Source organism: [Collinsella] massiliensis, from assembly GCF_002161605.1.
In the GTDB taxonomy this organism is placed as follows: Bacteria; Actinomycetota; Coriobacteriia; order Coriobacteriales; family Coriobacteriaceae; genus Enorma.
The window spans coordinates 1-14,574 of sequence record NZ_NFIE01000002.1; the positions used below are offsets into that span (position 1 = coordinate 1).

At 67.1% G+C, this 14,574-nt stretch carries 11 protein-coding genes; 2 read left to right on the plus strand and 9 right to left on the minus strand.

What is annotated here, in order from left to right; translation table 11 throughout:
- Positions 1–242: 242 nt before the first annotated feature.
- From B5G02_RS00895 to tilS, 7 genes are all read right to left on the minus strand, one after another.
- Entirely contained in the window at positions 243–971 is a 729-nt protein-coding gene (locus tag B5G02_RS00895) for an amino acid ABC transporter ATP-binding protein (protein WP_019240081.1), read from the minus strand.
- A 24-nt stretch (positions 972–995) separates the two neighbouring features.
- Entirely contained in the window at positions 996–2,147 is a 1,152-nt protein-coding gene (locus B5G02_RS00900) for an amino acid ABC transporter permease (protein WP_019240082.1), read from the minus strand.
- 123 nt (positions 2,148–2,270) lie between these two features.
- Positions 2,271–3,200 (minus strand): transporter substrate-binding domain-containing protein, encoded by a 930-nt coding sequence (locus B5G02_RS00905; RefSeq protein ID WP_241146108.1) that lies wholly within the window; start codon positions 3,198–3,200, stop codon positions 2,271–2,273.
- A 345-nt stretch (positions 3,201–3,545) separates the two neighbouring features.
- The gene (locus B5G02_RS00915; RefSeq protein ID WP_094334817.1) at positions 3,546–5,612 is read right to left on the minus strand and encodes an elongation factor G; all 2,067 of its coding nucleotides are present in this window, start codon (positions 5,610–5,612) and stop codon (positions 3,546–3,548) included.
- Positions 5,613–5,891: 279 nt separating this feature from the next.
- A complete protein-coding gene (gene ftsH, locus B5G02_RS00920) occupies positions 5,892–8,201 on the minus strand; it encodes an ATP-dependent zinc metalloprotease FtsH (RefSeq protein ID WP_275080500.1) in 2,310 nt (769 codons plus the stop codon).
- 1 nt (position 8,202) lies between these two features.
- Positions 8,203–8,769, minus strand: a complete 567-nt coding sequence (gene hpt / locus B5G02_RS00925) for a hypoxanthine phosphoribosyltransferase (protein ID WP_094334818.1) — start codon at positions 8,767–8,769, stop codon at positions 8,203–8,205.
- Positions 8,770–8,803: 34 nt separating this feature from the next.
- Positions 8,804–10,369 (minus strand): tRNA lysidine(34) synthetase TilS, encoded by a 1,566-nt coding sequence (gene tilS / locus B5G02_RS00930; protein WP_241146109.1) that lies wholly within the window; start codon positions 10,367–10,369, stop codon positions 8,804–8,806.
- A 148-nt stretch (positions 10,370–10,517) separates the two neighbouring features.
- On the opposite strand from tilS, the gene B5G02_RS00935 reads away from it, so the two are divergent.
- Complete coding sequence (locus tag B5G02_RS00935; protein ID WP_094334820.1) at positions 10,518–11,336, plus strand: MBL fold metallo-hydrolase; 819 nt, start codon at positions 10,518–10,520, stop codon at positions 11,334–11,336.
- A 134-nt stretch (positions 11,337–11,470) separates the two neighbouring features.
- Here the strand turns inward: B5G02_RS00935 and B5G02_RS00940 are convergent, their stop codons facing one another.
- A complete protein-coding gene (locus B5G02_RS00940) occupies positions 11,471–11,899 on the minus strand; it encodes an Hsp20/alpha crystallin family protein (RefSeq protein ID WP_019240090.1) in 429 nt (142 codons plus the stop codon).
- Positions 11,900–12,215: 316 nt separating this feature from the next.
- Here B5G02_RS00940 and B5G02_RS00945 point away from each other — a divergent pair, with 316 nt between their 5' ends.
- Entirely contained in the window at positions 12,216–12,653 is a 438-nt protein-coding gene (locus B5G02_RS00945; protein ID WP_094334821.1) for a hypothetical protein, read from the plus strand.
- A gap of 160 nt (positions 12,654–12,813) precedes the next feature.
- On the opposite strand, the gene B5G02_RS00950 is transcribed toward B5G02_RS00945, so the two are convergent.
- A complete protein-coding gene (locus tag B5G02_RS00950; protein WP_094334822.1) occupies positions 12,814–14,508 on the minus strand; it encodes a phospho-sugar mutase in 1,695 nt (564 codons plus the stop codon).
- Positions 14,509–14,574: the final 66 nt, after the last annotated feature.

Genomic DNA, 14,574 nt, shown 5'->3' on the forward strand with positions numbered 1-14,574 from the left:
GGGGGCTCATCTCGCTAATCGAGCTCGGGAGGGGCGGGAGCCCGTCGATGCGCGAGCGGTACCGCGCCTGGGTCGAGGACGGGTTTCCAATTCCCGCGGATCAGGGTTGACAAACAATAGGAGCGTCGCTTTCTTCAACGCATGACCCCTTGCTACTTCCGAGGGTGCCTATAAACCGCTCGTTTCGCGCAAAACGGGAAATGGGTTGGAAGGAACACGTCCCCAACCAACCCATTCCGGTGCTAATCCTCCAGGTAGCGCGCGAGGAAGGTGCGCGTGCGCTCCTGCTTGGGGGCGGTGAAGATCTGCTCGGGCGTGCCGCGCTCGGCGATGACGCCGCGATCCATGAACAGCACCTCGTCGGAGACGCTCTTCGCGAACGACATCTCATGCGTCACGACCACCATGGTCATGCCGCCCGCCGCGAGCCGCCGCATGACCTCGAGCACCTCGCCCACGATCTCGGGGTCGAGCGCGCTCGTGGGCTCGTCGAAGAGCATGAGGTCGGGGTTCATGCAGAGCGCCCGCGCGATGGCCACGCGCTGCTTCTGCCCGCCGGAGAGCGTGTTCACCGCGGCGTGCGCGAAAGCCGCCATCCCCACCGATTCCAGGTGCTCCATGGCTACGTGCTCCGCCTCGTCGCGCGTCATCTTCTTGAGCAGGACGGGCGCGAGCGTGCAGTTGTCGAGCACGTTCTTGTTATTGAAGAGGTTGAACCCCTGGAACACCATGCCGATCTTCTCGCGCAGGGCGTTCACGTTCACGTGGTCCGCGGCGAGGTTCGCCCCGTGGAACCACACATGCCCCGCGTCCGGGCTCTCGAGCAGGTTGATGCAGCGAAGGAGCGTCGATTTGCCCGAGCCCGACGGCCCGATGATCGTCACCACCTGACCGGGCATGACGTTGAGATTGATGTCGCGCAGCACTTCGAGCGAGCCGAACGACTTGCGCAGCCCCTCGATGCGCACCATCGGTTTAGCCTGCGTATCCATGCACTACACATCCCCTCGGTCGTGCTGCGGCTTGAGCATCTCCGCCTGCACCGTCGAATCCGACATCACCACGACCGGCCCCGTCTGCGCGCTCAGGCGCTTCGAGAACATCCCGAGCAGCTTCGTCGCGATCATCGTAAGCGCGAGGTACGCCACCGCGGCGATCATGTTCGCCTGCAACTGCTGGTAGTAGATGCCGGCGATCGAGTCCGTGGCGAACATGAGGTCGAACGTGCCGATCACCGAGAGCACCGAGGAGTCCTTGATGTTCACGACGAGCTCGTTCGACAGGCCGGGGATGGCGTACTTGATGCCCTGCGGGAACACCACCGTGCGCATGGCCTGCCACTGCGAGAGGCCGAGCGAGCGCGCCGCCTCCGTCTGCCCCGGGTCGACCGATTCGATGCCGCCGCGCAGAACCTCCATCATGTAGGCGGTGGAGTTGAACGTGATGGTCACGAAGCCCGCGATGAACGGCGACCACACCACGTTGATGCTGGCCGTCGTGAGCCCCGCGCCGCGCAGGATGGCGACGCCACCGAAGAAGATGATGCCCGCCTGAACCATCATGGGGGTGCCGCGCACGATCGTGCTGTAGACGCGGGCGAAGTCCGCCCCCACGACCTTCCAGAACCGCACGAAGTCGTTGTCGGAGCGGTCGGGCACCTGGATGCGGCAGAACGCCAGCAGCAGCGCGAGGAAAAACGCCAGGATGGTGCCGAACACCGCGAGCACGATCGTGGTGGTGATGCCGGTGATGAACGTCTGCCGCCCCTGGTAGAGCATGTAGAGCGCGCTCTCGAGCGCGTTGTCCACCGGGCGGGAGGACGCGGTGGTGGCCACCGCCCAGGCCGAGGCGAGCCCCATGACGAGGCGGTCGACCGCGAGCACGGCGACGATGAGCCACACGACGTACGACGCGTAGCGCAGCGCGCGGCGCACGGCGGGTCGCACGAAGGGCGCACGCTCCGCATACGTGCGCCAATGCGTGAGCTTGAACACGAGCGCCACCGCGCTGAGCACAAGCCATGCAACGAGCAGGTAGTACATCACGACCTCGAGGGTGTACGCCCGCGCGAGGAAGCTCAGCGCCGGGCGCGGCTGGCTCGAGAGCAGCATCCCCGCGAACGCGACGACGCTCGTGCCGAGCAGCACGTACCTGTGGTCGTTCGTTAGAAACGCCCGAAGGCGGCCGATGCGCGAACGGCCGCCTTGAGGCGAAGACTCATGTGAATCCATGATGCTCCTTGATTCCCGTGGTTCTGCGGCGCCGGCGCCTTACGCGGGCTGGCGATCCATGCAGGCGTTCCACATCTCCTGGCGCTCATCCTGGTCGATACCGTCGATGACCGCGTTGATGCGGTCCATGATCTCGGTATCGGAACCCTTCACGATGGCGGCGTTGTCGGGCATGACGGAACCCTCGAACTTCTCCTCCATGGGAATCTCGACGAAGGTGGGATACTGCTCGATGAGCTTGGGCACGGAGAGCATCGAGTACGTGATGATGTCGCAGGCGCCGTTCGAGAGGTTCTCGACCACGAGCGGGACGGTCTCGGCGGGCGTCATGTGCGTGACGTCCGGGATCTGATCGATGACGTCGTCGTACATGGTGGCCGCCTGCCCCAGGACGGTCGCGCCCGCGAGGTCGGCGAACGTCGTAGCATTGGCGTAGGCGGAGCCGTCGGTGGTGATGAGCACGATGTCGTCATCGATGTAGGAGTTGGAGAAGTCGGCGGATGCGGCGCGCTCCGGGTCGACGGACATGCCGGCGCAGATGATGTCGATCTGGCCGTTGTTGAGCGCGTCGATGAGGCCGGCGAAGTCGAGCTTCACCGCGACGGGATCGAGGTCGAACTCCTCAGCGATGCGCTTGGCGACCTGCACGTCGTAGCCGTCCGCATAGGCGCCCGAGACGTTCTCGATGGGGATGGTGTATTCGGACTCCTCGGAGACCTGCCAGTTGTACGGCGCGTACGCGGCTTCCATGCCCACGCGCAGCACGCCGTCCTCACCGAAGGACACGGCGGCGGCGGTCGCGTCGGAGCTGCCCGCGGCATCGTCCGTCTCCTGGGCGGCGGGGCCACACCCGGCGAGGAACATCATGCTCCCCATCCCTACCGCTGAGAGCCCCGAGAGCTTCAAGAACTTGCTGCGCGAGCACGCGGGCTGCGTAGATGACAGTGCGGTGGGGGTGGTCTTCCTCATGATGGTTCCTTCCCTGATGTGTTGTATAACCCCTTCCGTACGCGCAACCGGAGGGGACCCATTCCCCTCCCCCTTGCAACTTAATGCGAGAAAGTTCCGCGCACGTGGATAAGGATATGCCGGGAAGGCTTGCACGGGCAAGAATACTTTGGCCGAAACATGCATGAAACGATGCGCGGGCGCGGGCGGGCGGGCCGTTGCGCCCGTTCGGCATAGCAAAGCGCCGCAGGCGAGTCGCTTCCTGCGGCGCTTTTCAGCGGATGTAAAATTACCCCAGGGGTTATTTTACATGGGGACGAGAACACCTCCCGCGTGAGTCAAATGAACCCGTCCCCAATGACTCACCTAGCGGCCCTGGGCGCGGGACTCCTCGTAGAACTCCACGAGGTGCTTCTGCACGTCGTAGGGCACCTGCTCGTAGCCGGCGGGCTCCATCTGGAAGTCGCCCGTGCCGCGCGTGATGGAGCGCAGGCGCGTTGCGTAGTCGGTGAGCTCGGCGAGCGGCACGGTGGCCGTGACCACGGTGTTGCCGCGCTCGTCCGTATCCATGCCGGTCACGCGGCCGCGCGAGCCGGAGACGTCGCCCATCACGGCGCCGGCGTAGCTCTCCGGGATGGTGACGGTGATGTTCTCCATGGGCTCGAGCACCACGGGGTCGGCCTCGGTGCACGCCTTCTTGAGCGCGATGCGCGCGGCGGCGCGGAAGGCCATCTCGTTGGAGTCGACCGGGTGGTAGGAGCCGTCGTAGCAGGCGACGCGGATGCCCGTGAGCGGGTAGCCGGCGATGACGCCTTCCTTCATGGTCTCCTGCACTCCCTTGTCCACGGCGGGGATGAGCGCGCGCGGGATGCGGCCGCCCACGACCTCGTCGACAAACTCGTAGTCCGTGCCGTCGAGCAGCGGTTCCACGCGCAGGTAGCAGTCGCCGAACTGGCCGGCGCCGCCGGTCTGCTTCTTATGGCGTCCCTGCGCGCTCGCCACGCGACGGATGGTCTCGCGATACGGGATCTTGATGGGCACGATGTGCGCGACGACCTTCGTGCGCTCCTCGAGGCGGTTGAGCAGCACGCTCACCTGCGCCTCGCCCACGGCGGAGATGATGGTCTGGCCGGTCTCCTCGTTGCGCTCGATGCGCATGGTGGGATCGGCCTCGCAGGCGCGGTCGATGAACGTGAAGAGCTTGTCCTCGTCGGAGCGGTTCTCGGCCTCGATGGCGATGCGGTACTGGCTGTTCGGGAACTGGAACGCCGCGGCCTCGACCTTGCCGGTCACCGAGAGCGTGTCGCCCGTGTCGGCGGCGATCTTCGTGGTGACGATGATGTCGCCGGCCTCGGCCTTGCCCACCTCGGTCATCTCCTTACCGCACATCACGTAGAGGTGCGCGATGCGCTCGCCCTTGCGCGTGCGGGCGTTCACGAGCTCGATGCCGGGCGTGAGCGTGCCGGTGAGCACCTTGAGGAAGCTGATGCGGCCCTGCTGCGGGTCGTTCAGGGTCTTGAAGACGAAGGCCACGGGGCGGTCGTCCTCGGACGAGATCTTGAGCGTATCGCCGTCCACGAGCGGCATCTCGCCGTAGTCCGTCGGCTTCGGGAAGTATGTGGCGATGTCGTCCATCACGGAGTGGACACCCAGCTCATGCGTGCACGAACCCACGAACACGGGGACGAACAGGCGCTTCGCGATGGCCTTGGACAGCAGCCCCTCGACCTCTTCCTGCGAGAGCGCCTCGCCCTCGAGGTACTTCATCATGAGCTCGTCGTCGGCCTCGGCCACGGCCTCGCACAGCTGCTCGCGCGCCTCCTCGGCGGCGTCGATGTACTCGTCGGGGATGTCGAACTCGGTCTGCGTGGTGCCCTCGCAATGGCGAGCCTTCATGCGCACGATGTCGATGACGCCCTCGAAGTCGTCGCCCGTGCCCCACGGCAGCGTGACGGCGCCCAGGCGCGCGCCGAAGCGGTCGCGCAGCGCCTTCATGCAGGTATCGTAGTCCGCGTTCTCCTTATCGATGCGGTTGATGAACACGGCGCGGGCGAGGCGCAGGTCCTCGGCGGCGTACCAGAGCTTCACGGTCGTGGGCTGGGGGCCTTCCGCGGCGTCGACCACGAAGAGCGCGGTCTCGCACACGCTCATCGCCGCGTAGGCATCGCCGATGAAATCGGGGTAGCAGGGCGCGTCGAGCACGTTGATGCGCACGCCCTTCCAATCGATGGGCGCGATGGAGGTCGAGATGGAGAACTCGCGCTTGACCTCCTCGGCGTCATAGTCGAGTGTGGGCTTCGTGCCCGCATGACCACCCAGGCGGGCGGTCTTGCCGGAAAGGTGGAGCATGGCCTCCGCGAGCGAGGTCTTGCCCACCCCGCCTTGGCCTACGAGAACCACGTTCCTCACATCACTTGTCTTAGGCGCACCCATAGCAGCCTCCTTGTCTGGGGAGCGCGGCGCGCGCGGGCAAGCATGGGGCCAGCTCCGGGGCGCGCGGCGCACCGAACACATACGCTGTAGATGAGCGTACCCCCGGCACGGGAAGCGCTAACCGTGTTTTCGACCAGTGCGCGCGCAGGAACGCCAGACGGCAGCAAAGCGGGGCGAGGTGCATCTGGTGTGCACCCCGCCCCGCCTCGTTGCGTGGTTCGTTGTCTCGGACAGGCGCTGGGCCGCCGCGTTGCCGACGCGTGCCGGCCGCGGGCGCGGCTACTCCTCGATCGCCCGCTCCTCGCGCGGCGCGGCCTCGCTGCCGCCCTCGCCCGGAGTCCCCTCGGACGCCATGGCCTCCTCGGCGAAGCGCGCGGCCTCGGCGGCGATCTCCTCGTCGCTCTGGCGCGGCTTGCGGCGCGCGGCGGAGCTCGTCGAGCTGGAGCCGCCCTTCACCTCGCCCGCGGCCTCGCGCTCGAGGTAGGCGTCCCAGGTGCCGTCGAGCAGCGCCTCGACCGCCTCCCCCTCGACCGTCTCGCGCTCGAGGAGCACGTCTGCCATGAGCTCGAGCTGCGCGCGGCGCTCCGTGAGGATGCGCTTGGCGCGCTCGTGCGCCTCGCGCATGATGCGCTGCACCTCGGCATCGATCCGCCGCGCCGTCTCCTCGGAGTAATCCTGGTGGTCGGCGTAGTCGCGGCCCAGGAACACCTGGTGCTGCGCCTCGCCGAACACCTGCGTACCCAGCTCCTCGCTCATGCCCAGGCGCGTGACCATCTCGCGCGCCATCTTGGTCGCGCGCTCGAGGTCGTTCGACGCGCCGCTCGTCACGTCGTCGCACAGCAGCTCCTCGGCCACGCGGCCGCCCAGAAACACCGCGAGCTCGTCGAGCATCTCGTTGCGCGTCTTGAGGAAATGGTCCTCCGTGGGCAGCTGCATGGTGTAGCCAAGCGCCTGGCCGCGCGGGATGATCGTGATCTTGTGCACCGGGTCGGCGTGCTCCAGCACGTGCCCCACGAGGGCGTGGCCGCTCTCGTGCACGGCGATGGTGCGGCGCTCCGTCTCGGTCATGATGCGCGTCTTGCGCTCCGGGCCGGCGATGACGCGCTCCATGGATTCCTCGACCTCGTCCATGCCGATGCGCGCGCGGTGCCGGCGCGCGGCGAGCAGGGCGGCCTCGTTCATGAGGTTCGCGAGGTCCGCACCGGTGAAGCCGACGGTGAGCTGCGCGAGCTTATCGAACTTCACATCCGGGTCGAGCGGCTTGTTCGCGGCGTGCACGCGCAGGATCTGCTCGCGACCCTTCACGTCGGGGCGGTCGACCGTGATCTGGCGGTCGAAGCGGCCGGGGCGCAAAAGCGCCGGGTCGAGGATGTCGGGGCGGTTCGTCGCGGCGATGAGGATGACGCTCTCGTTCTCCTCGAAGCCGTCCATCTCCACGAGCAGCTGGTTGAGCGTCTGCTCGCGCTCGTCGTGCCCGCCGCCCAGGCCGGCACCGCGCTGGCGGCCGACCGCGTCGATCTCGTCGATGAAGATGATGGACGGGGCCTGCTCCTTCGCCTTCGTGAACAGGTCGCGCACGCGGCTCGCGCCCACGCCCACGAACATCTCCACGAAGTCGGAGCCGGAGATGGAGAAGAACGGCACGCCCGCCTCGCCGGCGACCGCCTTGGCCAGCAGCGTCTTGCCCGTGCCGGGAGGGCCCACGAGCAGCACGCCGCGCGGGATCTTCGCGCCGAGCTTGCGGTAGCGCTCCGGGTCGGAGAGGAAGTCGCGCACCTCTTGGAGCTCCTCGACCGCCTCGTCGATACCGGCGACGTCAGAGAACTTCACCTTGGGGCGCGTCGCCTCGTTCATCTTGGCGTTCGTCTTGCCGAACTGCATGGCCTTGTTGTTCGCACCCATCATCTGGCGCATGAAGTAGACCATGATGAGCACGAGCAGGACCGTGGGGGCGAGCCCCAAGAGCAGGTCCATGAGCGCGTTGGGATCGCTCGTGTCCACGACGTATTTCGTGTCCGGGTGCGCCGCCATGAGCTCGGCGAGCGCATCGGAGCCGATATAGGTCGAGGTGAAGGGCTCGGCCGCCTTGGGGTTGCCCACGTCGGCGGCGTCCTTCCAATAGGTTCCCTCGAGCTCGCCGGTCACGATGGTGTAGGTCACCGAATCGACGCGGCCGTCTTCGACCGCCGACACGAACTCGCTCGTCGCGAGTTCCGTGGAATCGGACGGGCGGCCTGCGCCGCCGTTCATGCTGAAGACGAGGTACGCGATGAGCGCGCAGGCGACGAGGATGTAGAGCCACGAGGCGCGCGAGGGGCCGCGGCGCGGACGACCCGACGAGGGTCCGCCCTCCTGGCGGGAGCCCCCCTGCGGCTGCTGCGCGAACGGCTCCGGGGAGCTGCCCGGGCGGCCGCCCCCGGGCTCGCCGCCGGTAGCGCTGTCGTCGCGGGTGCCGGCATCGGCGCCGCCGTCCTCGCGGGCGGCCGCGTCGCCGGCGTCCGGCGGAGCGGGCGCGCGGTTTTCGGCATGCTCGTCGCGACCGCCGGGGTTCACCTCGGGGGTCGTGCGCTCTTCGGTATGATCTGCCATGTTACGAGTAAACCTCCGGTTTAAGAATGCCCACATAGGAGAGGTTGCGGTAGCGCTCGGCGAAGTCGAGACCGTAGCCCACGACGAACTCGTCCGGGCAATGCGCGCCCACGTACTTCGGGTCGATGGCCGCCTGCTTGCCCTCGACGTCCTTCCACAGGAACGCCGCGACCTCGAGCGAGGCGGGCTTGCGGCTGCTCAGGTTCTTCATGAGGTACTTGAGCGTGAGGCCCGAGTCGAGGATGTCCTCGACGATGAGCACGTCGCGCCCCTTGATGTCCATATCGAGGTCCTTCACGATGCGGACGATGCCCGAGCTCTTCGCGTTGCTCCCGTAGCTCGAGACCGCCATGAAGTCGATGGCGAGCGGCAGGTCGATGGCGCGCATGAGGTCGCCCATGAAGACGACGGCGCCGCGCAGGACGGCGATGAGCACCAGGTCCTTGCCCTGGTAGTCCCGGGTGATCTCCGCACCCAGGCGCTGCACGATCTGCGCGATGTCCTCCTCGCTGAAAAGGATGGTCTCGACATCCGGATGCATCGTCGAAAGCTCGCTCTTCTCCTCCATGGCAACCCTCCTGCTCGCCGTCTCTGTACGCAGCTTACCCCACCGAGCGGACATCGACCGCGGAATCGAGGGGGCGAATAGTTAATTGTATCAACACGCGGCTGAGCGCCGTGCATTTGAAGCGGTCGTCGAGGCGAATTCCGCCAACCCACACAACGGAGCCGCCGGGGGCCGTGCGCAGCACCGGCACGAGCTGGCGCTCCGCCACGGGAACCTGCTCCTCGCCCAGGATGTCCGAGAGCTTCTTCGACCGCCCGTGCATGCCGAGCGGACACATGAGGTCGCCGGGCGCGGGCGAATCGACCCAGAGCCGCGCCCCGCGCGCCAGGGTGGCCGAGCCGTCGCCCGCTTCCTTCAGCGCCACGAGGTCCCGCTCGGCGTACCCGAGCGCGGCAGCGTCCACGAACGCGACCGCCTCGTCCGCCGCGGCATCGCGCGCCGCGTCGCGGGCGAGCGCCACGGCATCCGTCCCCGCCGGGACGCGCAGGGCGGACGCCTCGAGGACGCGCGAGGCGGCAAGCACCATGCGGCCGGGAACGGTGAGCCAGCCGGCCGCGAGCTCCTCGCGCGCCGCCGCCGTGCGCAGGGCGCAGGCACCGAACTCCATGCGCACGTCGATGCCGTCGGGCAGCGTCGTCGAGCCCGCCCCCGCCGCGACGAGCGCGAGCACCGCCTCCACATGGCGCAGCTCCAGCCGGGCGCCCTCGTCGAGCTGGCGCACGGCGAGCCGCACCATACGCCGCGCTATCGCGACCTCCGCCGAGGCGAGTCGCGCACCGTCGAGCACGATGAGCCCGTCCTGCTGGCGGCGCGTGCAGGCGCGAAGTGCCTGCGCGGCGAGCTTCGAGAGGAGCGCGTCCTCGTCGCCCAGGATGTCGCAGGCCGCGCCGACGTTGCGCACGACGTTCGCGTTGCGCTCGCGCATGAGGGGAATCACGCGGTGGCGCACAAAGTTCCGCAGGTAGGAGGTATCTTGGTTGCTCTCATCCTCGCGCCAGGCGATCCCTTTGACCTCGAGGAAGCGGCAGAGCTCCCCGTGGGTGCTGTCGATGAGGGGGCGCACGATGATGTTGCGACGGCGCGGGATGCTCGAGAGCCCCGCCGCGCCCGCGCCCTTGATGGCGTTCATGATGAACGTCTCCGCCCGGTCGCTCGCCGTGTGCGCCGTCACGATGCGCGCCGACGCACGCGAGCAGCCCGCCTCCGCGCAGAGCTCCCGCACGTAGCGGCGGGCGGCGGCATAGCGCACCTCGCGGGCGGCGGCCTCGAGGTTCTGCCCGCCCAGATCGGTGAACGACGCGTGCTCCACGCAGAGCGGCACGCCGTAGCGCGCGCAGAGCTCCCGCACGAACGCCTCGTCCGCATCGGAGGCCGCGCCGCGCAGGTGGTGGTTCACATGGAGCACGTGCAGCCGCTCGCGGGCGATGCGCGCCGCGCCCCGGCCGTCATCCAGGTCGAGCTGCGACGTGCACGCCATCACGAGCAGCGCGGTGGAGTCCGCACCGCCGGAAACCATGAGCACCACGGGCCCCGCCTGCTGCCGGGAGCGGCTGCCCCCACCGGCGTGATGCCGCGCGAACCGCTGCGCAACTGTTGGCATGTTCCCTCCGAACCATCTTCGCCGCATGTCTCGTACAATATCGCTTGTCGTTCCCAAAGCGCACCGGGCTTGTACCCGTGCGGGCGCCGCGCGATGCGCGCGCCTCCGGGAGCGTCCCAGGATTTCATTCTCTCACGGAAGGTCGCCCATGACGAACGCCCTGCACCTGCACATTCTCGGCAGCGGTTCGAAGGGGAACTGCTCGCTCGTGGAGTCGCCCGAGGGGCTCATCATGATCGACAACGGGTTCTCGCGCCGCGAGACGCTCGCGCGCATGCATGCGCTCGGGCTCGACGAGTCCCGCGTGCGCGCGCTCGTGCTCACCCACGAGCATGGCGACCACACCCGCGGCATCGCCGTGTGGTGCAAGCGGTTCGCGGGCGAGCTCTACGCGAGCGCGGGCACCCCCGCCGCGCGGCGCGGCTTCGAGGAGCTGCCCTTCCACGAGGTCGAGCCCGGGGAGGACGTGCAGATCGGCGACGTGCTCGTGGAAACCTTCCCCACCTCGCACGACGTGGTGAACCCCATGGGGATGCGCTTCACCGCGGGCGGCGACGCCATCGCCTTCGCGACCGACACGGGCGTGCTCACCCCGCCCGCGCTGAGGCTCCTTGCCGACGCGCGCATCCTGGCACTCGAATGCAACCACGACGTGACGATGCTCCGTCACGGCGGCTACCCGCGCTTCCTGCAGGAGCGCATCCTCTCGGATGAGGGGCACCTCTCGAACGCCCAGGCGGCGGAGGCAGTGCGGACGCTCGTCACCGCACGCACCGAGCAGCTCATCGCCATGCACATCTCGCAGGAGAACAACCGCCCGAGCCTCGCCGTCCGGACGCTCGCCGAGGCGCTCGGCGCCACGCTCGACAACGAGATCGGCTCGGCAGCGACGCTCGAACGCGCGGGCGGGGCGCGGCCCCTCCACATCCGCGCCGCCGGCCAAGATCGCCCCCTCACCATCCTCTAGTGATAAAAACCAGACAGGCTGGTTTTTATCATTTTCCCGATTCTCGGATGATAAAATCCAGCCTGTCTGGTTTTTATCAAAAAGGAGGCCCCCGAAGGGGCCTCCCTGCCAAGGTTTGTGCGCGCGGGCGCGTGTTAGTCGATCGAGACCTTGGTAACGTTCTTCTTCTCGACGATCTTCGGGACGGTGACCGTCAGCACGCCATCGGCGAAGCGGGCGGAAAGCCCCTCGTTCGAGGCGTCCTTGAGGTAGATGCCGCGCGTCGCGCTGAACGCCGCGAACTCCTTCTGCAGGTAGTTCTTGTTCTTGTCCTCGTCCTTCTCCTCGACCTTCACCGAGATGGAGAGACGACCCTCGTTGAGCTCGACGTCGATGTCGTCCTTGCTCACGCCCGCGAGGTACGCCTTGACCTCGTAGCCCTCACCGGTGTCCTCGACGTCCATGGGGAACGCCGCCGACGAAGCGCCGGACGCCATGTCCATCATGTCGTCGAACGCATCGAAGAGCGAGGTGTTGAAGGGACGAATGCCGAACATCGAACGATACGGAACCAAGCTAGCCATAATCAACCACTCCTTCGTGGGTTGCCCGGACGCTGTGTCCGGGACTTCTTTTGACGTTGTTGTTATGCCCGCTGGGCGCGCTTCTAAACATGATTGATTAGATTTTTTAAGCGTCACATTATCATCAAATCTAAGTCTCTTACACTTAGATTTAACCATCCATCACATGCGGGTACTCTTTCAAAATGTAACCCCAGGTACGATATGATGCTTTTATGCATGAAGCGTGAACGGTCGCCTCGGGCGGCGGCGCGCGCGATGGGACGGGTGCTCAGGATTTATCATGTATCTAACGGCGATATGCAATCGAGGGCTTATGGATGACGTGACCTCCAAGCGAAGCGAAACAACGTCGGCGCCGCATGTGAACGCTGGCGCGTCGAGGATCCCGTATCGCCGCACCGTACCGCACCTTTCGCAGGCACCCATCACCGACGAGAGCCTCTCCATGCCTCCGCGGCAAAACGCTGCAGGCACGACGCGCACGCCGAGCGGGGGCGGGCGGCGGCACATGGGCACCGCCACATCCGATCCGCAGTACCTTCCCCAGAACGGTCCCGCGCATCCCCGGCGCAGCCAGCCTGGAGATCCGTCGCAGCACCTGCACTACGATCGCTACCTGCAGACCCCGACGTCGAAGAAGACCATCTTCACCGCTCGCCAGGAACGGTCGCGCCGCCGCACGCTGCTTGCCGTGGCGCTCATCCTCATCGTCGCCGTCGCGCTCTTCGTCTGGTTCGTGTTCCTGCGGTAGCGGAGCGGCGGCGCATCCTCGAACCTCGCCGCCCGTATCTCCCAAACTATGCAAAACAAGGAGATAAGCGCCCCGTTTGAGGCGCTTATCTCCCGACTTTGCATATTCTGGAACGAACCGGGCGCCGCGAATCGCACGGCGGCCGTGTGCCCGCGCGCCCCTACGACAGCAGCTCGCGGCCGTCGGCCTCGATCCTCTCGATGAGCGCGTCGGCGGAAGCGGCGTCATCGCCCTTCGCGAAGATGTAGATCTTGATCTTGGGCTCGGTGCCGCTCGGGCGGACGATGGCCTTGTTACCGCCCTCGAGGTCGAACTCGAGGACGTTCGCCTTGGGCAGGCCGTTCACGCCCTCCGCGTAATCGACGACCTGCTCGACGGCGAGACCGGCCATCTGCGCGGGCGGCTCGGCGCGCAGCCCCGCCATGATGCCCGCCATCTTGCTCGCACCCTCGGCGCCGGGGTAGCTGAGCGACACGGTCTTGTTGTGGTAGTAGCCGTACTTCTCGTACAGGTCGCGCATCGCCTCGACGAGGTTCTTGCCCTTGAGGCGGTAATCCTGCGCCATCTGGCAGATGAGCAGCGACGCGTTCACGGCGTCCTTGTCGCGCACGTGGTCGCCCGAGAGGTAGCCGTAGCTCTCCTCGAAGCCGAAGATGAAGCGGTCGGCCTCGCCGGCGTCGGCGAGCGAGGTGATGATGTCGCCGATGTACTTGAAGCCCGTGAGGCAGCGGCGCAGCTCGAAGCCGTAGTCCTCGGCGAGCGCGTCAGCCATCGCGGAGGACACGATGGTGGTGACGGCGACCTTGCGGGAGAGGTCCTCGCCGCGCTCGGCGCGCATGCGGCAGATGTAGTCGAGCAGGAGCACGCCCATCTCGTTACCCGTGATGAGCGTGTAATCGTCGCCGTCGGCGCAGGCCACGCCCACGCGGTCGGCATCCGGGTCGGTCGCGAGCAGAAGGTCGGGCTGCACCTCGCGGCACAGGTCGATGCCCTTCTGCATGGCCTCGCGGATCTCGGGGTTCGGATACGGGCAGGTGGGGAAATCGCCGTTGGGGTCGCGCTGCTCGGGCACGATGGTGATGTCCGTGATGCCCGCGCGGTTCAGCACGGTCGTGACGGGGATGAGGCCGGTGCCGTTGAGCGGGGTGTACACGAGCTTGAGCGGGGCCTTGGCGACCTCCTCCGGCGTGAGGTTGCAGACGGACTTCGAGAGCACGGCGTCGTAGTAGCGGTCGAGGCAGTCGTCGTCAATCCACTCGATCATGCCCGCGGCCATGGCCTCGTCGAAGTCCATGGTCTTGATGCCGCCCCACATGTCCACGCGCGCGATGGCGGCGGAGATGGCGTCGGCGACCTCGGATGCGATCTGGCAGCCGTCGGGGCCGTAGGCCTTGTAGCCGTTGTACTGCGCGGGGTTGTGCGACGCGGTGACGCACACGCCGCCGGAGCACTTGAGGTCGCGGACCGCCCACGACAGCGTGGGTACCGGCGAGATCTTCGGGTACACGAGCGCCTTCACGCCGTTCGCCGCGAAGATGGAGGCAGCGGTCTTCACGAACAGCTCGCCGTTGTTGCGGCTGTCGCGGGCGATGGCGACCGTGGGGTGCTCGTAGGTCGCGACCAGGTAATCCGAGAAGCCCTGCGTGGCGCGGCCGACGGTGTAGATGTTCATGCGGTTCGTGCCGGCGCCGAGCGTGCCGCGCAGTCCGGCCGTGCCGAACTCGAGGTCCTGGAAGAAGGCGTCCGTGATGGCGTCCTCGTCCCCCGATTCCTTCAGCGCGACGAGCTCGGCCTTGAGCTCGTCATCCTTGACGTTGGCAAGCCATTCGTCGAGGAGCGCGTATACGTCTGCCATATGAAGCCTTCCTTTCGAGCAAAGCCCTGTCCTTCCCCGTGCGATCGTGGCGGGGCGGCGCCGAAG